Genomic DNA, 25,006 nt, shown 5'->3' on the forward strand with positions numbered 1-25,006 from the left:
ACTACAAAAAATAACAGGTAAAAATCAACGTAAATTTAAGATAAATCGATTTTATTAGTATTATCAAATCAAAATCTGTTTTTAATTAATCAATAATACTTTTTTACATATTTTCATCCCCTTTCATGGATTTTTTAATTTTATAGATGATATCTAATATTATTAGAAGCATTGTAAAATATCTTATGAGAAAAATTATAAAATATATTAGCATTATTGGTATTGCATGTTTGACCTTACCCAGAAAAAGTAGAGAGAAAGTTAAGACGTTTTTATCATGAGAATAAATTGTGCAGGAATGCAATAGTTAATAGTAGAATGTCTACGTTATTTGTTATAAAAGATTTCTATGTATTCAAATATGGCAGTTCTGGTTTGTTGAGCGAGAAGTATCAATAAGCAGCTCCCTTTTAAGTGAACTTTTCTGCAACAGAGTTATCGTAACAACAGCCCTTATGGCTCATGCTGGAAATGATGTTTTTTGTATTCAATAGAAATTGGTAATTTTGAGAGGTATACTGTGACCCTTGATCGCTATGTAACAGCAGATTTTTATCGGGTTTGCGTTTATCAACGGCCATCAATAAAGAATCTATAACTAATTATCATGTTACTCATTAACCACCATGCGTGAATATAGGTCAATTATTGCCGCCAACAACCTTCTTTAGTTTTTATGTAGGTAATCCCAAACTTTATTTGGCTGATCAGTAGTAAAATTTTGATCCAATGTGTTCGGAGCCACAACTCGGTTGCTTATTTGCTGTTTTTTATTTTTGAACCTTCGTCTAAGCTTGGCTTTAATGCCATTTTCTTGCATAACACTTTGTACTGTTTTAATTTTTGCCTAAAGCTTTTAATTCAGCGTGAATTTTAGGGGCTCCATATCTGCATTTAGAATGCTTGATGTATTTTTTGAATATCTGCTAGAAGCCCTTCTTTTGCTAATTCTTTACTGCTTTTTTCCTTAGCAACCAATACCACCAGTACAAAACCCTACATAGTTCCTGTGTTTTATAGCAATTTCTATATAAAAGAATACTTTACTCTTTTTCTTTGCCCAGGGCTTTTTTTAAAATGTCTCTTTCTCTTGTTAGTTCTTTTTTTAGATCAAATCTTTCTTTGTCATAAGGAGCCTTTGCCTGGAAATGCGTATGCTCCAGACATTTTTCCATCATATTTTCTTACTTAACATACTGCCATCTATACCTAGATCTTTTGCTATTTTTGTACTTGCTTGACCTGTTTCTTTAACCAGCTTAACAGCTTCTAATTTGAATTCTGCTGTATATTCTCTTCTATTTGTCATATTTTGAAAAAACGTTTTATTTTACTCCAAAAACGTCTTAACTTTCTCTCTACTTTTTCTGGGTAAGGTCACTACTTGGATGACAGATAGTAGTGCGAAAGTCTCTTACAACTTACTTTTAATTAGTCTAACCCATGCGTGCCAATCCCTCTCACCAAGATTGCTTTCAAAAGATAGGAGATCCTTTACAGCTTTTGAGCAAATTTCTTCACTTGGAATTGATAACTCCTTATTCATTGCTAACGTTAAACATTGAGTTTTGCACGCTTGTTCTAAATGATACGTGTAAAACATTGCTTCTTGTATAGTCCGACCACACGTTATAGATCCATGATTACGCATTAACATGACAAAATTTTCTTTCAGATCAGCTATTAACCTTTTTCCTTCTGTATCGCTAAGTGCTAGGGAATTATAATTATGGTAAGAGATTTTATTGTAAAAGTGCAGTGCCCATTGACTTATAGGAAGCAGCCCATCTTTGAGAGAAGAAACCGCTACAATAGAAGGTGTATGCAAGTGAAAAATTGCTTGAATATCTTTCCGTGCTTGATAAACAAAACCATGAATTATATAGCCAGTTCTATTATATTGATATTCTTTGCCTTCAATTACATCTCCATCAAATGATACTTTCATTAACGAACGTTCATCTACTTCATCAAAACGCATACCAAACGGATAAATATAAAACGACTTTTGATCTTCAGAACGCACTGAAAGGTGAGTATATGTATGATCATCGAACTTAAGGTAGGACAAAATCTGATAGGCATAGACTAGATCCCTTTTTACTCTGCTCTTTGTTAACAACACAATCCTCTGTTAGAATCTTCTGAAGGTTTATACGCGAAAAGAGACTTGTAGTAAACTAATAAGTCTATGCCACTCTGTCTTGCTTTCTGAATACCAAACACTTTTGTGTTGTAGCTTGCTTAAAAATAGTTATCGTTATTATAGAGTTTATATACAGAATTTATGTTTTTAAATTACATAATATCTTAACTACAAAAATAATTTTCTATATAATATTTCATATGCTTTAAAGCTTCATTTTTATGTTATTATAAATGTAAGTTTCAAGATTGAAAATAATATGGTAAATATTAACACAAAAAAACAGCCAGCAGGATTTTTCATATATCTCTCTGGTCTTTCGGGAAGTGGTAAACTTTCCACAGCAATAGAATTATCTAATATGATAAACGCATTAATTGTAAATAGTAAGTTCTATAACAATGTTCAAGCTTGCTCTATATACGATGGTGTCTTTGAACGTGATCAAATACCTAAAGAAGTTCAAGATAGAATATATGGCATTATGCAAATTATGCTTCAGGTAATAGAAAATTATCCGATTCACTCAAAAAATTACATATTTATTGATGAGTTGATGGAAAATAATGACCAGAACATGAGGATGTATGATTCAATAGTAAGGCTTAGTAAAAAAATGAACACAGAAATCCTTCCTGTGGTACTTAGGTGTGATCTACCGACATTACAAAAGCGTATTGCATTAAAAATGCAAAGAAAAAATAGGAAGGTGATTAATCTAAATAGCATGATAGAGCAATGTAGGATTAACAATTTATTTACACCACCGAGTGCTATAGAGATAGAAAATTCAAATATGAGTATAAAAGAAGTAGCTCAAGAGATAGTAAACCAGATGCACAAGCTTAGCCAAATTGCGTGTATGCAAAAAAATAGTCTATAGCAATTTCATATACTGAGGCTCATTTAAATATAGAGCTTCAACTTCATTTAATTTTTGCTTGTTCTTTAGTCTATAATGAACTAATAGCCCTGCATGGCTAGCATTTAAATTGCAATCCATATGTGTACTGCTTGTAGCGTGACCAGGGTCACATGCTGCAGTTGGACCAGACAGCGGCAATAAATTGAAATCAAATAACTGTGTATAAAACCCTTGAGCATTTTTGATTATAGCTCTGATATTTTTTTTGCTATTTGCACAAAGCAAAGATATTGCGTAGGCTTGAACTTCCAGCGCACTAACCCCGTATAACGGCTTATTTGTAGCAAGATTTATACCTTGTGCAGCTGATATACCAACTCTAATTCCAGTGAAACTTCCTGGTCCAACTACTACCGCCAAATGATCTATTTTATCGTAGTTATAATTGTGCTTATTAAATAAAGTATTTAAAGTTTTAAAAAATGATTCTGCATGACTATTGCTGGCGGAATTGCGCTCTACAAAACAATTACCATCATAATCAACTATTGCTATTGAACTACCAATACCTACAGTATCAATCGCTAAAATAGACATTACTTAAGCTTATCATAGAGTTTTGCAAACATCATAGTAAAGGCACCATTACCCATAACATTTGCTGAAGTGATTATTGGATCAAACACTATATACAATGCTGTAATTAACGAAAGCATTTCTGGAGAGAATTTGAGATGTTTCTCAAGAATAGGTAGCATTACCATAATTCCTCCTGCCGGCACTGCCACGATAGCAAACTTAAATAACAAAAAATAGAGAAGAAAAGTTACATAATCTATTGTGAATAATGAATAACCGGAGGCAATTATCATTGATAATATTATAATAAAAAAGCAATCACCTACTAAATGAAAGCTAGCAGTTATTGGTACAACAGACGATGCTATGTCAGGTTGCTTTACATTTTTTTTGCTTCCTTCAAGAGTAAGTGGCATAGTTGCATTACTAGACATTGTGCTCATTGCAGTAATAAATGCCGGTATCATATTGCCTATACTAGCTATCCAGCTTGTGATCTTGAATGAATTTGCTGCTCCATATAAGAGGAAAACATAAAGGTAGGTTGCAGATGCTATAATAATGAAAATTATTGAGTAATCCTTAAATATTATAGATAAAACTTGATCATGCTGCATTTTTAAAGCAAGCCCAAGTACAAATATTGGAATAATCGGCGTCAAAAACGTCTTCAAAATAAAGAGAGTTAAATCTAACATTTTGTTCGAAAGCTCTTTGCTTTTCTTGGGTAGCAGTGTGGACACTACTATGCTGGACACAAATCCACAGGCAAGGGCATAAAAATTAGAAAGCAATGCAGGCAGCCTAAACGACCATAAGGGAACAATTGTTTCTTCATACGTTATATCTTGTATTGAATGAGTGTTTTGTATGATGAAATGCCCAACAGAATAAGCTATTAAACTTGAAGCCAGATTTGACAAGAAGATCATTATAATAAGTAACAATATGAACTTTATAGCTGACTGCTTAAGATTGTTAACACTGCTAAAGATTAACGCAAAAATAATAAAAGGCATTATAAATAGCAAAACCTCTTTTATACTCAGGCTCGTTGAGTACAAGAAGGTTTTTGCTTCCATTGGAACTAAATGACCAAAGAATGCAACTGAAGTGATGACCGTGAGTAAGATTAATAGTTGTAGCACGTTCTTATATACCAATGTCCTATGGACATATATATGGTAAGTTAGTTGTTAAGTAAAGCAAAACTGTCTAAACTGCACAGCAAATGGTGTAATGAAAGTAGCTGACACTGGAATGACAAAGAAGAGTGAAATTAGCACTCACTTATTATTCGTGTCGTTTTCAGTAAAAGCCTCCTCCCATGTGCCTTGAGTTGCTGCACGGCTATACTCTGTTACTCTATTTTCAAAGAAATTCGTATGTTCCACGCCATTTAGTATTTCATCAAGCCACGGAATAGGATTATCATTAACATCATATATGGACTCAAGACCTAATTGCATTAACCGTCTGTTTGCTACGTAGCGTATGTAATTGCGCACTTCTTCTGCAGATAGTCCTTCAACGTCTCCGAAATTAAAAGCAAGCTTTATAAACTCATCCTCAAGCTCAACAATAGTGCGGCATGCAGAATATAATTCCTCTTTAAACTCATCGTTCCAAATTTCATTATTCTCTTTAATAAATGTATTAAATAACATAATAATTGAATTGGTGTGCAAAGTTTCATCACGGGCTGACCAGGCAATTATTTGTCCCATGCCTTTCATTTTTCCAAAGCGTTGAAAATTGAGCAAAATTGCAAATGATGCGAATAACTGCAACCCCTCGGTAAATGCACCAAACACCGCTAGAGTTTTAGCTACATGTTTTTTATCGTGTTTTTTGCTTTCCTCGAATTCTAACATGTATTCATACTTCTTTCTCATAGCATCATACTTTAAGAATGCTTGATACTCGCTTTCTGGCATGCCAATTGTGTCTAAAAGATAAGAATAAGCTGCAATGTGTATAGTTTCCATATTGGAAAAGCTTGCAAGCATCATGCATATTTCTGTTGGCTTAAATATATTTGAATAATGCCTCATGTAGCAGTTATTTACTTCAATGTCTGCCTGAGTAAAGAATCTAAAAATCTGAGTTAGTAGATTTTTCTCTACGTTTGAAAGTTTAGTTTTCCAATCCTTTACGTCATCAGCAAGCGGAACTTCCTCAGGTATCCAATGGATTCTTTGTTGCTGCAGCCACGCATCATACGCCCAAGGGTAATTAAAAGGTTTGTATATTGGATCTGCTTTTAACAATGACATAAGACACCTATTATTTTCTAAAGTAAATATTATATTAAGTGATATTGAGAATCAGTCAATTTAACTTTTTTGAAATTTGACGGCAGATAATTTATTAGTGTATTATAGCTTCAAGTAATTTATCAACAGAAATGCGAGTATTAATATCTTTTATTTTATTATTTACAGTGAGCTGCACTCACACTATTCACAATCACGGAGCTCCTGGCATTAGTGTTGAATTGTGGAGCAAGATAAAAGTAGGTGACGATAAAGAAAAAGTGGTTCACACTTTAGGATCACCAACATTAGTATCAAAGTTCGATGACAATGTTTGGTACTATGTCTCATATAAAATTAAACAAGCCAATTTTTTAGGAAAAAGGAAGTATAGTAGTAAGTCTCTGCAAATTTCATTCGACCAGGACGGTAAAGTTGAAGATACAAAAGAAACTGACATCTTAGAGAGATCTTTGGCTGTTTCTGATTGAAAGTTTGCTAACTATAGAGTTTTTCTCACTCTTCTTTGCATCCAAGAACCGTATAACGTCATCCCAGTGTCAAGCACTGGGATGACACCATTTGTTGTAAACTCACTTTTACTCTATGGTTATACTACCTTGCTGCTATCCTGAACGGATACAGTGGGCTTATTAAATTATAGAATTACTTTAGCTATAGAATAAAGTCTAGTGTTACTTCACGCCAAATGTGGTGGTGCTGAGTAGGCAAGCCGGTTAATGGGCTACATTTATATACTGCACGCATTGCGTTATCTGCTATCGACCTGAAAAGTGGATTATTTCGATAGGAATCACTGTCTGCTACATCCGCCATAATTATCTCGCCTTGACTGGATAACAATAAGTTAATTTTTATATTAAAATTTTCTTTGTAAGCTATGCTTTCAGGAATGCTCCAGCATTTTGTGAGCTTGTCTCTTATAGAGTTAATAATTTCTGTTACAACTAATTCATCCTTTTTGCTCTCAACGCTTTTTTCGTTTCCTATTTCATTTTTTGCCCCTCTAACATCCCTTCTTAGTTTTTTCTCTACACTTTTTTTTCTTTTTGGAATTGGAATGAATTCTTTACCCTCGTTAATAATGACTTCTTCTTGCATTTCGATAATTTGCCTCGGTTGTGCTACAACAGTGTGCTCAACCAATTCTTTTTTCCTTTGTGGTATAGGAACAACTGACGTATCATTCGTTTGGGCTTTTGTTGAAGGTAACGAAAAAAGCAGAAAACAACATAAAGACAAAAAAAGAATATAATTAGAATAGAAAAAACGCATATGTTAAGCAGCTTGTTTTACTGGTTTAAAGCTAATATTGCACATAAAGTCAATATATTTTAGTTGATGGACAACTTTGAAGTCAATAAGGAATCCCTTCAAAGTTGCAGGCAAGCGAAAGATTGTCTTCTCGACAGACAAAGAATTGTATAATGGATTAAAAGGGACCGTATGACAAAAATTATAGGAAAAGAATATACAGAACTTTTAGAGCAGTTGAAAGATCGTATTGCAACAAACCGTTATAAGGCAGCACTTGCAGTAAATAGTAAGCTTATTTTGCTTTACCACCATATTGGTACAGAGATCCTAAAACGCCAAAAAGAACATACCTGGGGAGCTAAGGTAATTGATCAATTAAGTAAGGATTTGAGAAGTACATTTCCAGAAATGAAAGGCTTTAGCACGAGAAATCTGAAGTATATGCGTAAGTTTGCCGAAGAATATCCTGATGTTGAATTTGTGCAGGAGCCTCTTGCACAATTAACTTGGTATCACAATATCACTCTTTTGGAAAAAATAGAAAGTCATGAAATAAGATTATTTTATGTAAAAAAAGCTATTGAACATGGCTGGTCACGTAACATTATGGTGATGCAGATAGAACTTGGACTACATAAACGTCAAGGAAAAACAATAACTAATTTTAAAGAAAAATTACCATCTCCACAATCCGATCTAGCACATTACACATTAAAAGATCCGTATATTTTTGATTTTTTAAGTATAGGTAAGGATGCTCATGAAAGAGAAGTAGAAAAAGGACTCGTAGGGCATATGGAAAAATTTCTGTTAGAACTCGGTGAAGGATTTGCATTTGTTGGTAGACAATTTCATTTAGATGTTGGTAATAAAGACTTTTATATTGATTTATTATTCTATCATTTAAAGTTACGTTGCTTCGTAGTGATTGAACTAAAAGATAAGGATTTTAAGCCGGAATATGCTGGTAAAATGAATTTTTATCTTTCTGCAGTTGATGATTTACTGAAGCACTCGACAGATCAACCTTCTATAGGGTTAATCTTATGTAAATCTAAAGACGATGTACTTGCTAAATATACACTCAAAGACATAAATAAACCAATAGGATTAGCGGAATATCGAATAACTGAAAATCTACCAGAGAACATAAAAACAGCTTTACCGACGATAGAAGAATTAGAAGCTGAATTATCCAAAATTTCAGATAAGGAAAAGTAATGGTTACTAAAATCATTCAAACAATTATTTAGCAAACCAAAAGCTCAGCATGGAGGCTCAGGAAGAAGAGTGGCAGTCAATAACTTACTCTCTCATAGCCTTGAAACTTTGGAATAGTAACGGAGTAAGTGATTTTTATGGATTACAAGCTCTAGGTGTACTATCCTATAATATCATACGGTCAATACACTCTAAATGAGATGGAAAGATGAAGGCATCATTATAGCTGCTAAAAAATACGGCGATAAAAACTTAATTCTTTCTCTGTTTACAAAAAGTCATGGAAAGCGCAGGGGATTAACTAAGCTAACAAACAATAGCAATTATAAGTTTCAGATAAGTAATCTATTACATGCAGAATGGAGTGCTAAGTTACCTGAAAATCTAGGTTTTTTTAAGTGCGAATTAATCGAATCTCCATTCCATCATTTCTTTCAAGATAGGTTAAAAAGCATTACTATTGTTTCTTTCTCCTCTATTTTAGAAAAAGTGCTTCCAGAAAGTGAACCCTGTGCCATACTGTATGACAATTTTCGATATTTCATCGATGTAATTAAACACAACAATCAGTCTTGGCAAAGCCATTATCTTAACTTAGAGCTTCTGCTTCTTACGCAATTGGGATTCAAGTTAGACTTATCCAAATGCGCTGTAACAGGTGTTAAGGAAAATCTGCAATTTATTTCTCCAAAAACTGGTAGAGCAGTGTCAAAAAAAGTAGGAGATTATTATGCAGATAAACTCCTACCTTTTCCACAAATGTTGCATGATGTATACAATAATAACCTACAAAACAGCTACTCATTCCAAGAATTTCAGTTAGGACTGAAAGTTACAGGATATTTTTTAAATAAGTATCTATTTTTGCAGCTAGACATGAAATTTCCAGAGCTGAGAAACCTCATGTTGTCGCTTTAATCTTAGTTATCATTTTTTTGAAATCATTTCAGAAATCTATAGCTAACCCAAGCAACACGTCATACCGCGATTCATTCGCGGTATCTCAGCATAGATTCCGCTCACGAGTAGTGGAATGACGGTTGTCGGTAAACTTAAGCCACTTTAGCTATAGCCAGTAACCACTCTATTTCTACCACTGTTTTTTGCTTTATATAAATATCTGTCAGCACGTACTATAAATTTTTTAATATCATCAAAGTCAGATCCTTGCATTTCTGCAATTCCAATGCTCACAGTTACATTATGGGTTGTATTTTTATCTGCAAGTACAAAAGGTTCTTTAGCAATAATTTTTCGTATTCTCTCCGCAATAGTATACGCATCTGATACATTGGTATCTGGCATTACAACAACAAACTCCTCACCACCAAACCTAGCTAGTAAATCTGTCACTCTGATATTTTCAGAAATTCTTTTCTGTATTTGCTTTAAAAGTTCATCTCCAGCACTATGCCCAAAACTGTCATTCACTATCTTAAAATAGTCTATATCAAGTATCATAAGAGACAACCTTCTATCCTTTTCCACAGAGTCCTTAACAATGTTTCTTAAGTGTGCATCAAAATATCTTCTATTATAACAGTTAGTTAATGGGTCCTTTATAGACATTTCCGCATTATTAAATAAATTCATTCTCAAGGCATCTTGATATCTTTTGCGTTTTACTTGCGAATTAACCCTTGCTATTAGCTCACCCTCATCCAAAGGTACTGTTAAATAATCATTAGCACCTACATCAAGTGCTTTTACTAAATTGTTTTTATCATAATCCTCAGAAAGAATCAGAATTGGTGTATAACGTGTTTCCACCTTACTACGAAACTCAGAACACAAACGCAAGCCGTCAGTTTTTGAAAATTGCATATCAGAAATGATCAGGTCGTAACCATTCTCAATACCAACCTTCAATGCTTCCATTGGATCACTCAGTATTTTAATTGACCTAAAGCGTTGCTTTAATATATTATATATCTGCTCTGCTTGATGAACATCCTCATCTATAACAAGTATGTTAGCATCAAAAATCTGATTGGAATAATCCATAATACTGTTTCCTGCGACTCCACCAATCTCAGCGTTAGTTTCTCCTCTCAAACGCAATTCATCAATAATCATCTTTAAGCGTGTGAGAGACTTAATTCGTGCAGATAAAGCAGTTTCGTTTATTGGTTTAGTCAGAAAATCATCCGCGCCAGCATTAATACCTTGCACTCTATCATGAGTATCATGCAGCGCAGTTACCATAATTATTGGAATATGGGTTGTCAAGGGATCACCCTTTAGCTCCTTACAAACTTGAAAGCCATTCATCTTTGGCATCATGATATCAAGTAATATAATATCGGGCTGCTGCTTTGCTACTAAATCTATAGCTTCTTCACCATCATGAGCTACGATAACCGTATAGTACTCTGCTTTTAGTCGAGCTTCTAAAAGCTTGACATTAGATAGTACATCATCTACTACCAGAATCTTTGCTGTCATTATCTTTAGATGTATTATCTATATCATAAGTAGGATAAAGCTTACCATTTTTACCAATTATGTAATTTACTTTCTCAGCATTACATTCTTTATATAAGTCTTCAACTCCTGCGTCTTTCAATAACCTCCTAGCTTTTGATTTTATAATCATAAGATACTTATACACATTCCTAATAAGGTCAATAAATACAGGCACCTTATTTTTATCAAGAACAATTATGCTCACTAAAGCTACAACTAAAATTTCTGAAAGACCTATATTGAACATTTTCCTATGAAGCAAGTACTTTAATCCTTCTGATTATAAATATTAATTTGCTTAAATCAAGTTTAGAAGCAACCATCTCATCTAAAAAACTATTATAACGTTCTATGTAGTCCTTATCATTACAAGCCCAGGTTTGAACCTTATCTTCAGGGTTATCAGTAGCTTTTATGACTTTAACAGCTAGCTTGTGATGGTAATTGCTTAAATCGTCCAATAAATCATTAACTAAGCTGCGATCCCAATAAGAAGAGCGGCTTTTCATCTTGATGGCAATTGTTCTAATCAGATCGAATCTTAACAGCGACTTTAACTCAAAGTATATTTTACCAGCATCAAGAATGGACAAAGATGTCTGTTCAGCAACAGATATAATGTCCAGTGCATAAGCAAGAACGCATAGATCAGCAACTTTTTTTGCTAGATCTTTATTTATATTAAGTTCTACTAAAGAAGTTGATCCATGGCTATAGATCTTTAATAGGTGTTCATCTAAAACATCAGTTAAGTTCTGGCCTAAAGTTTCAATTGCATCTTTAAATTTTGTAACATCATCCAATTCTACAAAGCTAAGCTTGCCAAGATTTTTCACTAGCCAAAATGATACTCTGCCAATAAATTTCTGCACGTTCCTCACTATTTGTAAGTATGAGTTAACATCAATTTTTCCATCCAATTCATCAATTTTCTGCCACAGGCTGTTTAAATCATACAGGTGGTTAACAACAATATATATGTTAACCGCTTCTTGTATCTTAATTCCAGTGTTCTCAGCCAAATTATTGATGAATATACAGCCCATTCTATTCACTACATCATTTGCAATGCAAGTAGAGATAATTTCTCTACGAAGTTGGTGTTTTAATATGAAATCCTTAAACTTTGTTACCATCTTTTTAGGAAAATAACCTAGCAAGTAGTCATGAGATATAAGATCTTTTTCAGACAGATCGGAATGTATAATTTCATTTTTTATTGCTGTTCTAGCATAAGACATTAGAACAGAGAGCTGAGGAGAACTGAAACCTTCTGCACCAGTTAACATCCTTGCTATCTCTTCTTCAGTTGGAAGAAATTCTACGCTTCGGTTTAACAGCCCAGATTTTTCTAAACTGAGCAGTAACCTGTGGTGCTGCTCCAATCTCTCTTTAGCTTGCAAACACTCAAGAAGTAATGCTTTTGTTTCAATTTTGTTGTGGTTCTCAAGCACTTTGGATGCAACTTCATCCACCATACTTGCCAGTATTTCATTCCTTTTTTCTAAAGAAATACCCCCTGCTTTCATAGCTGAAACAAATGCAATCTTAATGTTAACTTCAAGGTCCGAACATATCACTCCGGCTGAATTATCAACAAAGTCTGCATTGATATATCCACCTTTTTCAGCATATTCTATTCTTCCAAACTGTGTACAACCAAGATTTCCACCCTCTATAAACATAGAAGCTCTAATATCTTTACCATTCACTCTTAACTCATCGTTTGCTTTATCACCGACCATGCTATGATTTTCACTCTTTGCCTTAACAAACGTGCCAATTCCTCCATTCCATATGAAGTCCACTTTTGCTTTCAATAGATATCTAATCAAATCACTTGGAGGTAGCATATCTTCTGTTATATCAAAGCACTTTTTTATTTCTTGAGAAATGTTTACTTGCTTACTGCTACGCTCAAATACTCCTCCACCCTTAGAAATCAAATCTTTATTATAATCCATCCAAGTTGAAAATGGTAACTCAAAGAGACGTTTACGCTCTGTGAAACTCTTTTCTGCATCAGGGTTTGGGTCAACAAAAATATGCATATGGTTAAATGCGCCGATTAAATGTATATTTTTTGAAAGCAGCATACCGTTTCCAAATAGATCGCCAGCCATATCTCCAATTCCAATAACAGTTGTATCCTGGTAAATATCCTTATTCATTTTCCAAAAATGCCTCTGTGCTGCAATCCATGCACCTCTGGCTGTAATACCCATTTTTTTGTGATCATAACCTGCTGATCCACCAGATGCAAATGCATCGCCAAGCCAAAAATTGTATTCAGAGGCTATCTGGTTGGCATAATCAGAAAATGAAGCAGTGCCTTTATCTGCTGCAACTACCAAGTATGGATCGTCTTCATCATACCTAATCACATTCTCTGGTGGAATTATTTCACCATCAACCACGTTATCAGTAATATCAAGCATTCCTCTAATAAAACTCTTATAGCACTCAACACTTTTCTCTCTTAAAATATTCTTATCTTTATAAGCTTGCTTTATTACAAATCCACCCTTTGCACCAACAGGGACAATAACCGCATTTTTTGTCATCTGAGCTTTCATGAGCCCCAAAACTTCAGTGCGAAAATCTTCCGTCCTATCCGACCACCTTAAGCCACCACGGGCTAATTTCCCTCCTCTTAGATGTATTCCCTCAAAAAGGTTTGAATAAATATACAATTCGCGATACGGACGAGGATCAGGCAAACCATTTATTTTACTTGAGTCAAATTTTGTAGATAAATATGGTTTATCGTCTTGATAATAACTGGTCCTTAAAATAGCCATTATCAAGTTAAATATCGAGCGCAAAACGTAATCATGTGAAACATTGCTGATCTCTTTTAGAAGTTCCTCAATTTTTTCTCTGACAATGTCCGTAGTTTCTGCTCTATCAATGTCTATGTTAGGATCAAATCTTGCATGAAATAGTTGTATCAAATACTTTACTACTTTTGGATACTCTGAGACTACCTTTTGGATATATTCTGGGTTGTAGTTAAATGACGTCTGCTTTAGATAGGCACTTAGCGCTCTAATCAGAAGCACTTCCTTCCACTTGAGCCCAGCAATAATGATCAAACTATTGAAATAGTCATTTTTAATTTCCTTGCTAAACACTTTCGCAAGTGTTATTTCAAATTGCTCTTTTAGAGTAATGTTGTCTATTAATTCCTCGACTCTTGACAACACAAAATGGTGTATCCATATTCCACCGTTAATTTCTATGTAATAGCCATTATGAGATAGAATTTTAGCTCCCAAATTCTTAGTGATCCTTAATATCTTCGATAATTCAAGGCCTCCATTGTTTGGAGTATAAACCTTTAATTGATAATTAAGATTATCACGAGTAAGTCTTAAATCGACCTCGCTAACTCCTTTCTTCCTCACTATCTCCAATTTTTTCATATCGTAATATGCGTCATGAGGTTCGAAACTCTCTTGATAGCTTATTGGAAATGCCTTGCAATAACGGATGAATATATCCTCAACAGTGCTAAAAGTATTGTATAAATTGTCTATAAAACGATCTTCCCACTTTTCTGTAATGTTTCTTAATTTGTTTTCGATACGCAAAACTTCATCATCAAGAACGCTAGCATTTTTGGTCTTTAGCACTACATGCAATTTCATCAAATCATATTCATTGATAATGTGATTGTTATAAATATCTGAACTTCCTGCACTTGTCTCATCCTTCAATATGTCACGTATCTTGAACATTAGCCTAGCGCTAGCATAACGCATCGGTATCAGCACTATGCAACTAATAAAATCCCCGACTCTTCTTAAAAATAATCTGACCCTTGGCCTAATCGCAAGAGACATGATCGAAATGCAAATTTTAAATAATTCGTCTTCATTTGATTGGAATAATTCATCACAAGAGAACACTTGCAAAATAGAAATCAAAGCTTTATTGTTGTGGCCCCCGGTTACAAATCCTGCATTTTTTTCTATAACTTTAACTTTATCTTTTATTATTGGAATAGTTCGAATATCTTGGACCTCCGCTACAGAAGTAAATAGCCCGAAAAAACGCCGTTCCTTTACTACATTACCCTGGTCATCAAATTCTTTTACTCCTATACAATTCATGTATGTACGCCGATGGACTATTGAGATTAGATCTGATCTCAATATGTATAGGGAATCAAGGTTTGCAGAAGGAATCAACGTACTTTGACCTACTCTCATCAGGCCAAGGGCCTTTTTGCTATCACAGACGAGTTTTTCATCTTTACCAGCAATATATTCTTGATAACCTAGAAATACGAAGTTACTATTCTTTAACCAAACTAGAAAATCTTTTTGCTCTTGATTTCGGTCTGGTGTCATTCCAGTGCGTGACACTGGAATCCACGTGTCCTTTTCCTGGATCCCAGCTGGGATGACAGAAAGACTTGCCTCATCAAGTTTCTTGAGCATTAAGTGCCAATCTTTCACAACGCAATTAACTGCTTTCAGCGTTTTTTGTAGAGATTCTTTTAATGTATCAACAAAACTGTCACTTATACCTTTGATAATTACATATATAACTGACTCTTTGACTCCATTGCTTTCTTCCAAAGAGTAAATCTCATCTATTAGGCCATCTTTTCTTTTAATGTTAATTATGCTGTTGCTGTAATAGCATATGGTTAAATTGTGCGATTTAATAATTGCAATAACAGAATCAACCAAAAATGGCATATCATCGTTTGTTATCTTAATCGTGGTAAAATCGCCTTCTATTCCTGGTATATCATCTATATTGCTTACTACTAACTTACTTTCATCTTTCTCTTTTTGAGAAACAAAATTGTAAGCATCGTTTACAATATATAGCAAAAACTTATCGTTGGCTTTTAGGTCGCTTTTATAAACAAAACTATAAAAATACTTAATGAATTTTTTAATTTTTTCTTTATCTTGCTGATTTTCTTGATCAGCTAACTTAAATAAAGACTCAGTGTCAACATTATGATCTATACACATTTTTTTTAACAAAAATACACAGTGAACTTAAACCTTTTTAACTAAGATTTCATTATCAAGAGCGTACACTATTAGTTCATCATTTTCTACTACTTCCCCTGATAAAACTAATTTAGCTAAATTATTTTGAATACACTCTTGTATAACCCTTTTTAAGGGCCTTGCTCCATATTCAGGGTCATAGCCAGTTTGTGCTATTAGTTCTTTAGCTTCCTGCGACAAACTTATACTCAGTTTACGCTTAGCAAGTGTTTTTTGTAAATAAGAAAATTGAACATCTATAATTTTATAGATGTCATTTCTGGTTAAACTGTGAAATATAATAATTTCATCCAGTCTGTTTAAAAATTCTGGACGAAATGTTGATTTAATTATCTGCATTACCTCATCTTTTACAGACTCAGCAATCCCCTTTAGCATTATCTCAGCACCAAGATTAGAAGTTAAAATCAGTATGGTATTGCGAAAATCAATCAATTTGCCATGACTATCAGTGAGTCTTCCCTCATCCAAGATTTGCAGCAATAGATTAAATATATCTGGATTTGCCTTTTCTATCTCATCAAATAAGATTACCTGATATGGTCTTCTCCTCACTGCTTCAGTTAATCTGCCACCTTGTTCATAGCCAACATACCCTGGAGGCGCGCCAATTAACTTTGAAACAGAATGTTTTTCCATATATTCTGACATATCAAAACGCAAAAGCGCTGATTGATCGTCAAACAGAAATTCAGCAAGGGCTTTTGCCAATTCTGTTTTTCCAACTCCGGTTGGACCCAAGAATAAGAATGAACCAAAAGGTCGATTAGTATCTTGCACACCAGAGCGAGAGCGCCTAACTGCATTACTTATCGCTTCTATTGCATCTTTCTGCCCTATTACTCTTCTTCCTATTTCATTCTCCATGTTGAGAAGTTTTTCCTTTTCGCTGTGCATCATGTTATCAACTGGAATTCCTGTCCACTTTGAAACAATGTTTGCAATATCATCTCCAGTCACTTCTTTCTTTAAGAAACTATCAGTAACCTTTTCCTGATTTTTTAATTCATTCTCAAGCTGAGGAATCACACCATACATCAGCTCTCCTGCTCTTCCCAAATTCCCACTACGCTGAACTAATTCCAACTCTTTTCTAGCGTTATCTAATTTTTCGGCTGTTTCTTGTATTCTAGCTATTTTATTCTTTTCCATCTGCCATTTGCTGTTCAAGTCAGCAAATTTACTGTTTAGATTTTCGATCTCTTCATTTATCTTTTTTAAACGCTGTTTAGAATTTTCATCACTTTCTTTTTTTAAAGCCTCTGCTTCAATCTTTAGCTGTATAACCTTTCTCTCAAGTTCATCAATAACTTCAGGCTTGCTATCCATTTCAATTCTCACCCTGCTTGCTGCTTCATCAATCAAATCAATTGCTTTATCAGGTAAAAACCTATCTGTTATATATCTATTGGACAACGTTGCAGCAGCAATTATTGCACCATCTGTAATTCTTATACCATGATGCACCTCATATCTTTCCTTCAAACCCCTGAGTATTGAAATGGTATCAGTTTCAGTTGGTTGAGAGATAAACACAGGCTGAAAACGCCTTGCAAGTGCAGGATCTTTTTCTATATGCTGACGATATTCATCTAAAGTTGTGGCTCCTATACAGCGAATTTCTCCACGCGCAAGAGCAGGCTTCAGCAGATTCGAGGCATCCATTGCACCACTTGTTGCTCCTGCTCCAACTAAAGTGTGCAATTCATCGATGAATAATATAATTTTTCCCTCCGCTCTCGAAATCTCATTAATCACTGCTTTTAACCTTTCCTCAAACTCTCCTCTAAACTTAGTGCCAGCAATTAGTGCTCCAAGATCCAAAGCTAAGACCTTTGCATCATGCAAACCAAGTGGCACATCGTTTGCAACAATTCTATTTGCAAGCCCCTCAACTATTGCAGTTTTTCCAACACCAGGTTCACCGATCAGCACTGGATTATTTTTTGTCCGCCTCAGTGATACCTGCATAGTTCTTCTGATCTCTTCATCACGACCAATTACAGGATCAAGCTTTCCTTGCATAGCAAGCTCTGTAACATCTTTTGTATATTTCTTTGCCGCGTTTAATTTTTCCTCACTGTTTGGCGAGTCCGCACTGCTGCCCTTTCTCATTTCTGCAATAACTGAGTTCAGTTTTTGTAGAGTCACACCATTCTCTGCCAGAATTTTGCCTACAGTATCATCTTTTTGTGCAGTGAGGCCCTGTAGTAAACGCTCAACAGCAACAAATGAATCTTTATTTCTTCTTGCAATACCAATTGAATCTTCAAAAACTTTTGCTATTTCTCTTGAAAGTTGAAGGCCACCACTTCCTGGACCTTCAATTACTGGCAACTTTTTTATTGCGCTATCCACAGCATCAGAAATACTTTGCACACTTCCACCACAAGCGTTTATCAAATCCTGAACTAAACCTGATTCATCTTCAAGCATCACTTTTAGTAAATGCTCAGGCATAAAAATCTGATGCCCAGCTCCCAACGCTTTCATTTGAGCACTTTGAATTAGACTTTTTGCTTTTTCGGTAAATTTATTTAAGTCCATAACACCAGTTAAATTCGTATTTGCTGATGTATATAACAACTGATTTCATAAATTTAAACCTAAAGTTGTTTATTGTTAGGTATGAAATTTAAAACTTTCTTAAAAAAGGAACTATCATAGTAACCATACAAATATCTTGTATCTCAAGACCTTTGGTTTTTGTTGCTGAAAATGGTTGTATTATTTAAGTTATTAACAATATACAATACTAAGTTAATGTAATTTATTTGGAGATGACAGGAAAATTTATTGTAACTTTATATTCTAAATAGAATAAAGTTCTTTTGTTAGTATTGTCCTTTTTGTAAAAAATATTCCTAATTTCTTCATCATTTCTGTGGGTAAGGTCATCTGCTTCTCTACCTCAAGTGGTTAACAAAGTTTCTTGTCACGAGGGACCAAATGGAAATCTGCTCGTTTTCACGCGAATTAATGTTACAAATTCTATACATTTCGTTACAAAATGGCATTCGCTTTCTCCATTATCCTTTACCTGCATTTTCATCAGCGTTCCTTGCGGTTTGCTTGCCATATAGGCGGAAATACAGGCTTACCCTGTTCCTTCTGTCATACAACAGTGGGTTAGGTGACTTCTCTATACCGGTGATTTGCGTACATCCAGAAATGAAAAATGTCACATTACCTTTTGGTCGGAGCTTATCAGCATCTTTAGCTCTTTAATCGTTACGATACTTATGAAGCTTCACTTACGTTCACCATACCACTAAGCCTAGCTCTCCAACCACATGATGCTTGTAGTTTATGCTCCTTTCACGATTGAGCATCTTCTTTTTCAAGAGGAGGTTCATTGTCCGCATCGCTTGGCACCAACCGGTTACCCGATTCGCACTGATGCGTAGACTCAGATGGCAAAACATCTGGTTTAATAAGTTTTAGAACTCTTTTAGTTTCTTTCTGAAGGAATTCCTCTCCTTTTAAACAATATGACCGAAGACTTTCAGGTCGCACCATTTCAATAATTAGCTGGGTTCCAGCAGAATCAGTACAGAAAACATCAACAATACTTTGTTTTTTAGAGGCAATCTCAGCATCCATGATAGTGCTGAGAAATTCTATTTCTTCTATTTCATCTTTGCCAGCGAAGCCCAATATATCATTGAGAAAGTGAATGAGAATATCTTTATTTTTCTCAGTGCCAAATATTCTCTTGAACGCGAAATTGTTTTTTGGATCGAGAAATTTCGAAAAGGCCATAATTAAATACAATTAGGAGACGAATAATTATACACTATTTTTCGCAAATGTTCAACCTCTGATTACTCCTTATTCTTTGCCCTTCCTGCACGCCTACGTTCATTTGGATCAAGGAATTTCTTGCGTAAACGTATAGATTTTGGAGTTACTTCCACCAATTCATCATCATCTATATACGCTATCATATCCTCCAGTGTCATTATCTTTGGTGGAGTGAGCTTTATAGCTTCATCACTACCTGAAGCTCTTACGTTTGTTAATTGCTTACCTTTTAGCACGTTTATCTCCAAATCATTGTCACGGCTATGCTGGCCGACAACCATGCCACAATATACCTTATCTTGTGGCTTAATAAACATAATTCCCCTGTCTTGCAAATTGAAGATTGCATATGCCACAGCCTCACCCTTATCTGTAGAAATTAAAACTCCATTGCGCCTTCCAGAAATTGGACCTCTATGTGGAGCATAACTATGAAATAAACGGTTAATTATGCCTGTGCCCCGAGAATCAGTTAAAAACTCTCCTTGATAACCAATTAATCCTCTTGATGGCACTAAAAACGTTAATCTTGTCCTGCCATTACCAGAAGGTCTCATGTCAGTCACTTCACCTTTTCGGAAGCTGAGTTTTTCCATGATGATTCCACTATATTCATCATCTACATCAATTACTACTTCCTCTATAGGTTCAAGTTTTTTGCCATCTTCTTCCTTAAATAGCACTCGAGGGCGTGATACCGAAAGCTCAAAACCTTCTCTTCTCATATTTTCAATTAACACCCCAAGCTGTAGCTCACCACGTCCACCTACTTCAAACGCTTCACCGCTTGGTGCCAAAGTCACAGTAATTGCAACATTTGTTTCTGCCTCCGCGTATAAGCGATCCTTTATAGCAGTTGAGGTAAGCTTTGTACCTTCTTGTCCAGCAAAAGGCGAATCATTAACACTCAGAGTAATCGCCATTGTCGGCGGATCAACTGGAGTTGAGCTTACTGCAGTTGTAACCTCTGGTGCTGCTATAGTATCTGAAACCGAAGCTTCCTCAAGTCCTGCAATTGCAATTATGTCTCCCGCCACAGCTTGTTCTACTGGAATGCGTTTCAAGCCAGAAAATGAGAGCAACTTAGTTAATCTTCCTCGTTCAATTACTTTGCCATCGAGGTCAAGCACCTTAAGATCTGAATTGACTTTTGCAACGCCCTGATAAACCTTTCCTGTCAATATTCTGCCAAGAAACTTATCAGACTCAAGTAGAGTGACTAACATAGCAAAAGGTGCATTTTGATCATAAACAGAAGGTTTTATATAATCTATAACCGTTGAAAATAATGGGCTTAAATCTTTTCTTTCATCAGAAAGCTCCTTAGCACACCAACCATTTCTACCTGAAGCATACAACACTGGAAAATCTAGCTGCTCGTTGGTTGCATCAAGGTTAAAAAATAACTCATATATTTCATTTAATACTTCATCAATTCTGCTGTCTGGTCGATCGACCTTATTGATTATCACAATTGGCTTCAAATTTGCTTTTAGTGCTTTTGACAACACAAATTTAGTTTGTGGCATGGGACCTTCTGCAGCGTCAACCAGCAGCAACACACCATCTGCCATGCACAATACCCTTTCCACTTCTCCACCAAAGTCTGCGTGCCCTGGCGTATCAATAATATTGATCTTTTCATCGCCCCACATTATTGATGTGCATTTTGCAAGTATTGTAATTCCGCGTTCACGCTCTTGATCACCACTATCCATCACTCGTTCTTGAACTTCTTGATTCTCGCGAAATGTGCCGCTTTGTTTTAACATGTTATCAAGCAAAGTAGTTTTACCGTGGTCAACGTGTGCGATTATTGCTATATTACGGATCGATTTAAATTCGTTCATTTTCTATTATTTCAAAATTAATTTAGTAATAAGTATACATAAAATACACTTAGAGTAAATAACTAAAGCTGTGCTGTGCTTCCAAGATATTATAGGATTACTTTGTTAAATATTCCCTACTCCCAGGTTTTGTTATGGGTAGTTGTTTTAATTCACTTGGAAGTTCTTCCTCGCTGTAGTTTTTGATGTTCAGTTCAATCAAAGATATGACAGGAAAAGGCAGTTTCGTTTCACTATTTCTCTTTATCAAAGAAGCTTCAGCAACAACTTTACCTCCTTTCCCTTCTGCACATTCCACTGCTTCAAGTGAAGATTTGCCTGTGGTTATTACATCCTCGATAAGTAATATTTTCTCACCTTTTTTGATCTTAAATCCACGGCGTAATTCAAACTTGCCGTTAACGCGCTCGCAAAACATTGTCTTTATTCCAAGCTGCCTGCCAATCTCATAACCCACAATTATTCCACCAATTGCAGGAGATAATATTAAATCTATTGAGCTATTTAATTCTTTTCTTATTTTATTTACCAATAGCTCACAAACTCTCATAGCTCTGCTTGGATTTTCAAAAATCTTCGCACATTGTATGTACGTGTCGCTGTGCAGCCCGGATGATAAAACAAAATGCCCATGCAAAATTGCTTCTGCTTCCTTAAATTCTTTTATTATTAGATTATTTTCGTCTAATATCATTTTTTAAGTTTCACTATTACATTCTTTATTAATTATCTGAGTAATACAAATATCAGACCACACATTTATTGCAGTTTCAAACATATCGATGATCGTGTAAATAGGTAAAATAAGTCCCATGATGTGCAAAGGAACATTCATCGATACGAGATAACTGGTTGCCATAAAATAGCACCCCATCGGCACTCCAGCGTTACCAATTGCAGCCCCTGTAGCTAAAAAAATCCATATCAACATTTCGCTTAAGGAAAATGCGTATCCGTTCATTTCTGCAACAAACATTACAGTGATTAGTATAAATGCAGCACATGCATTCATGTTGATTGTTGTGCATATTGGTAAAATAAAAGACGATAATTTCTTTGGCACCTTTAGCTTGTTCTGCACACATTCTATAGTTGTTGGCAATGTTGCACTGGATGATTTAGAAAAAAACGCAAGTGTGAGTGCCGGCATAACCCCTTTCAGCGTTTGAGTTGGTGATATGCCTTTATACCACATAAGTAGCGGTAAAATCAGAAACGCTTGCACGAAATTTGCAGACATTATGCAAATAAAATACCATAAAAGACTGTAGAACTCACTACCACCTTTTAATTCATGCAAAAAACAAGTAATAAAAGACCAAACAGCAAGCGGAATAAATTTTAATAACCCTTGAGCAATTTTAAGTAGCGCATCAAAAAGTGCAGAGAATACTTGATATAATATATCCTGCTTTTCTTTTGAAAGTGAAACAATAGCTCCACCCATCAAAAAAGCGATTAATATGCTACCAATCATATTATTTTCAAGAAAAACTTGCACAAAATTAGAAGGAATGAGTGATTTTAAATATGAAAAATAACTGTGGTTATTGCTGTTAATACTCCCTATTGTATTACTTATGAAATTTTTTCTTGCTGGATCTATTAACAAATAAAACGATAATGCAACAAACGCAGCTATAATAGTTGTAAGCAGAGTATAAAATAGTGTTTTCTTAACTAAGACTTTGATTTCAATTGAGTCTTTGAGCCCGGAAATTGTGGAAACTATGGATAAAAAAACCAGAGGTAAGCTTATTAATTTGAGCAAGCTGATAAAGATATCACTAAATAGCTTTGCTATTTCAAATATGATTTCATTGTTTAGGTAGTAAGCAACTATTGCAAGCAGTATAGAAAAAAGTATTGCAAACTTGTGCATTGAAAATAAAACTTCAAAGTAACATTATACAATAATTTTGCTGTTTTGGAATCAGATTGATAGACAAAATAACTTTACAGATTAGGGAAAGATAAGAGGATGTGTTTATTCGGAGACAGTGTAAGATTTCTTAATTTAAATTTAGGTGCACTTAGCCCATTCTGGTGATAACAAATTGGAATAGATAAGATATGATAACTAACTCTTCTGCGAGTATATAGTTTTGCCGGACACAACAGTACGTACTACGTGTCCTTTTACTTTGCGACCATCGAAAGGAGAATTCTTTGATTTACTAGCAAAGTTGTCAGTTTTAATTTCCCATTCATGATTGAGGTCAACTAAAATTAAGTCTGCAGCAAGGTTTTTTTGTATACGACCACGTGGTATGTGTATTATATCTGCAGGCTTATATGTCAATTTTGCAAGCACATCAAGTAGACCCATTTGCCCACTGTGATAGAGTTCAAGTGAAAGGGGCAGCATTGTTTCAAGACCAACAATACCAAATGCAGCATTTTCAAGTGGTAGATCTTTAGAACTACGATCATGCGGAGCGTGATCAGTTGCAATGCAATCAATCACACCTGTCTTTAAACCTTCAACCATAGCTAAACGATCTTCTTCAGTGCGAAGCGGCGGATTCATTTTTGCAATTGCCCCATGTTGTTTTACTATATCTTCAGTCAAAGTGAAGTGATGAGGGGTTACTTCGCACGTAACATTTAATCCCAAATCTTTTGCACGTTTAATAGCATCAAGTGAATCTTTTGAAGAGACATGTAGAATATGGTAGTGCACATTTTCCATATCCTTCATTAGCAGTATATCACGATTTACCATAACCGATTCTGACGCACTCAAGATCCCCTTTACTCCCAATTCTTCAGAAATTTTACCTTCGTTGATTGCGCCACCAGCAGATAAATTTAAATCTTCTGCATGTTGAGCAATAGGGACATTCAGCATACTTGAATAAAGCAGTGCCTGTCTCATAATCATTGGGTTCATAACTGGCATGCCATCATCAGTGAACCCAACCGCACCTGCTTCCTTTAAAAGTGCCATTTCAGTCAACTTTTCTTCCGAAGTGGTGATTTTAGCGTAAAATTCAACGTTTACATGTGAAGTTTCAAGTGCTCTATATTTCAAATATTTAGCCAAAATAACGCTATCAATTGCTGGAACAGTGTTTGGCTGACAAACTACAGTTGTAACTCCCCCCGCAGCTGCAGATTTGCTGCCTGTATATATAGTTTCTTTATGTTCCTGGCCTGGTTCACGAAAATGTACGTGAATGTCAATAAGGCCTGGCATTAGAACAAGCCCTTTACAGTCTATTGTTTCATCAACTCCACTTGTTGAAAATAATGATTCACCAAAGTCAACAATTTTATCCCCTTCAGTCAATAATGAACCTTTTATATCAAGTTTAGTTTCCGGGTCGATAATACGAGCATTAGTATACGCAATTTTATAGCCTTCCTTTTGCCCTGTTTGCAACAAATCCCAAGTTTGAGTCATTATATTTGAGTATCGATTATAAAATAAATTTAAAGTTTTTTTAATAAAACACAACCAAATTAAAACACAGACTAAGAGCTGTCTTGAATTAAAGTGCTTT

General features: G+C 34.9%; 17 protein-coding genes and 2 pseudogenes. 4 read left to right on the top strand and 15 right to left on the bottom strand.

Annotated features, from left to right (window positions below; translation table 11 throughout):
- Nucleotides 1–327: 327 nt before the first annotated feature.
- A pseudogene (locus tag OOK97_RS07580) lies at nucleotides 328–1,309 on the bottom strand (IS3 family transposase).
- Between the two features lie 105 nt (nucleotides 1,310–1,414).
- Nucleotides 1,415–2,125 (bottom strand): class II aldolase/adducin family protein, encoded by a 711-nt coding sequence (locus tag OOK97_RS02950; protein ID WP_182320803.1) that lies wholly within the window; start codon nucleotides 2,123–2,125, stop codon nucleotides 1,415–1,417.
- 280 nt (nucleotides 2,126–2,405) lie between these two features.
- On the opposite strand from OOK97_RS02950, the gene OOK97_RS02955 reads away from it, so the two are divergent.
- Complete coding sequence (locus OOK97_RS02955) at nucleotides 2,406–3,029, top strand: AAA family ATPase (RefSeq protein WP_264705581.1); 624 nt, start codon at nucleotides 2,406–2,408, stop codon at nucleotides 3,027–3,029.
- On the opposite strand, the gene tsaB is transcribed toward OOK97_RS02955, so the two are convergent.
- The 3 genes from tsaB to OOK97_RS02970 form a co-directional block, all read right to left on the bottom strand.
- Entirely contained in the window at nucleotides 3,024–3,608 is a 585-nt protein-coding gene (tsaB, locus tag OOK97_RS02960; RefSeq protein WP_264705582.1) for a tRNA (adenosine(37)-N6)-threonylcarbamoyltransferase complex dimerization subunit type 1 TsaB, read from the bottom strand. The genes OOK97_RS02955 and tsaB overlap by 6 nt on opposite strands.
- Nucleotides 3,608–4,738, bottom strand: coding sequence for a dicarboxylate/amino acid:cation symporter (locus OOK97_RS02965; RefSeq protein WP_264705583.1), 1,131 nt, complete (start codon nucleotides 4,736–4,738; stop codon nucleotides 3,608–3,610). Before OOK97_RS02965 ends, tsaB begins: the two co-directional genes overlap by 1 nt.
- Before the next feature lie 138 nt (nucleotides 4,739–4,876).
- On the bottom strand, nucleotides 4,877–5,866 hold the full coding sequence (locus OOK97_RS02970; RefSeq protein WP_182320796.1) for a ribonucleotide-diphosphate reductase subunit beta: 990 nt from the start codon (nucleotides 5,864–5,866) through the stop codon (nucleotides 4,877–4,879).
- Nucleotides 5,867–5,997: 131 nt separating this feature from the next.
- Between OOK97_RS02970 and OOK97_RS02975 the strand changes: the two genes are divergently transcribed.
- The gene (locus OOK97_RS02975; protein WP_006279908.1) at nucleotides 5,998–6,336 is read left to right on the top strand and encodes an outer membrane protein assembly factor BamE; all 339 of its coding nucleotides are present in this window, start codon (nucleotides 5,998–6,000) and stop codon (nucleotides 6,334–6,336) included.
- A gap of 184 nt (nucleotides 6,337–6,520) precedes the next feature.
- On the opposite strand, the gene OOK97_RS02980 is transcribed toward OOK97_RS02975, so the two are convergent.
- Nucleotides 6,521–7,141 (bottom strand): hypothetical protein, encoded by a 621-nt coding sequence (locus tag OOK97_RS02980; RefSeq protein ID WP_006279909.1) that lies wholly within the window; start codon nucleotides 7,139–7,141, stop codon nucleotides 6,521–6,523.
- Nucleotides 7,142–7,312: 171 nt separating this feature from the next.
- On the opposite strand from OOK97_RS02980, the gene OOK97_RS02985 reads away from it, so the two are divergent.
- Nucleotides 7,313–8,344: a PDDEXK nuclease domain-containing protein gene (locus tag OOK97_RS02985; protein ID WP_264705584.1), complete on the top strand. Its 1,032-nt coding sequence runs from the start codon at nucleotides 7,313–7,315 to the stop codon at nucleotides 8,342–8,344.
- 195 nt (nucleotides 8,345–8,539) lie between these two features.
- Complete coding sequence (gene recO / locus OOK97_RS02990; protein ID WP_264705585.1) at nucleotides 8,540–9,262, top strand: DNA repair protein RecO; 723 nt, start codon at nucleotides 8,540–8,542, stop codon at nucleotides 9,260–9,262.
- A gap of 144 nt (nucleotides 9,263–9,406) precedes the next feature.
- On the opposite strand, the gene OOK97_RS02995 is transcribed toward recO, so the two are convergent.
- From OOK97_RS02995 to OOK97_RS03035, 9 genes and pseudogenes are all read right to left on the bottom strand, one after another.
- Nucleotides 9,407–10,789, bottom strand: a complete 1,383-nt coding sequence (locus OOK97_RS02995) for a PleD family two-component system response regulator (RefSeq protein WP_264705586.1) — start codon at nucleotides 10,787–10,789, stop codon at nucleotides 9,407–9,409.
- Entirely contained in the window at nucleotides 10,761–11,057 is a 297-nt protein-coding gene (gene tatB, locus OOK97_RS03000; protein ID WP_038250226.1) for a Sec-independent protein translocase subunit TatB, read from the bottom strand. The genes OOK97_RS02995 and tatB overlap by 29 nt, the downstream gene beginning before the upstream one ends.
- A 4-nt stretch (nucleotides 11,058–11,061) precedes the next feature.
- On the bottom strand, nucleotides 11,062–15,804 hold the full coding sequence (locus OOK97_RS03005) for an NAD-glutamate dehydrogenase (protein ID WP_264705654.1): 4,743 nt from the start codon (nucleotides 15,802–15,804) through the stop codon (nucleotides 11,062–11,064).
- A 27-nt stretch (nucleotides 15,805–15,831) separates the two neighbouring features.
- On the bottom strand, nucleotides 15,832–18,393 hold the full coding sequence (gene clpB, locus OOK97_RS03010) for an ATP-dependent chaperone ClpB (protein WP_155969008.1): 2,562 nt from the start codon (nucleotides 18,391–18,393) through the stop codon (nucleotides 15,832–15,834).
- A 969-nt stretch (nucleotides 18,394–19,362) separates the two neighbouring features.
- Nucleotides 19,363–19,608, bottom strand: a pseudogene (locus tag OOK97_RS07275) (PD-(D/E)XK nuclease family transposase); the annotation flags it as partial.
- Between the two features lie 62 nt (nucleotides 19,609–19,670).
- Nucleotides 19,671–21,500 (bottom strand): translational GTPase TypA, encoded by a 1,830-nt coding sequence (typA, locus tag OOK97_RS03020; RefSeq protein ID WP_264705587.1) that lies wholly within the window; start codon nucleotides 21,498–21,500, stop codon nucleotides 19,671–19,673.
- A gap of 97 nt (nucleotides 21,501–21,597) precedes the next feature.
- A complete protein-coding gene (gene pyrE / locus OOK97_RS03025) occupies nucleotides 21,598–22,194 on the bottom strand; it encodes an orotate phosphoribosyltransferase (protein ID WP_264705588.1) in 597 nt (198 codons plus the stop codon).
- Between the two features lie 3 nt (nucleotides 22,195–22,197).
- Entirely contained in the window at nucleotides 22,198–23,382 is a 1,185-nt protein-coding gene (locus tag OOK97_RS03030; RefSeq protein WP_264705589.1) for a dicarboxylate/amino acid:cation symporter, read from the bottom strand.
- Nucleotides 23,383–23,580: 198 nt separating this feature from the next.
- Nucleotides 23,581–24,906, bottom strand: a complete 1,326-nt coding sequence (locus tag OOK97_RS03035; protein ID WP_077188568.1) for a dihydroorotase — start codon at nucleotides 24,904–24,906, stop codon at nucleotides 23,581–23,583.
- Between the last annotated feature and the right edge of the window lie 100 nt (nucleotides 24,907–25,006).

The sequence above is a fragment of the Wolbachia endosymbiont (group A) of Gymnosoma rotundatum genome, assembly GCF_947250765.1.
Lineage (GTDB): Bacteria > Pseudomonadota > Alphaproteobacteria > Rickettsiales > Anaplasmataceae > Wolbachia > Wolbachia pipientis.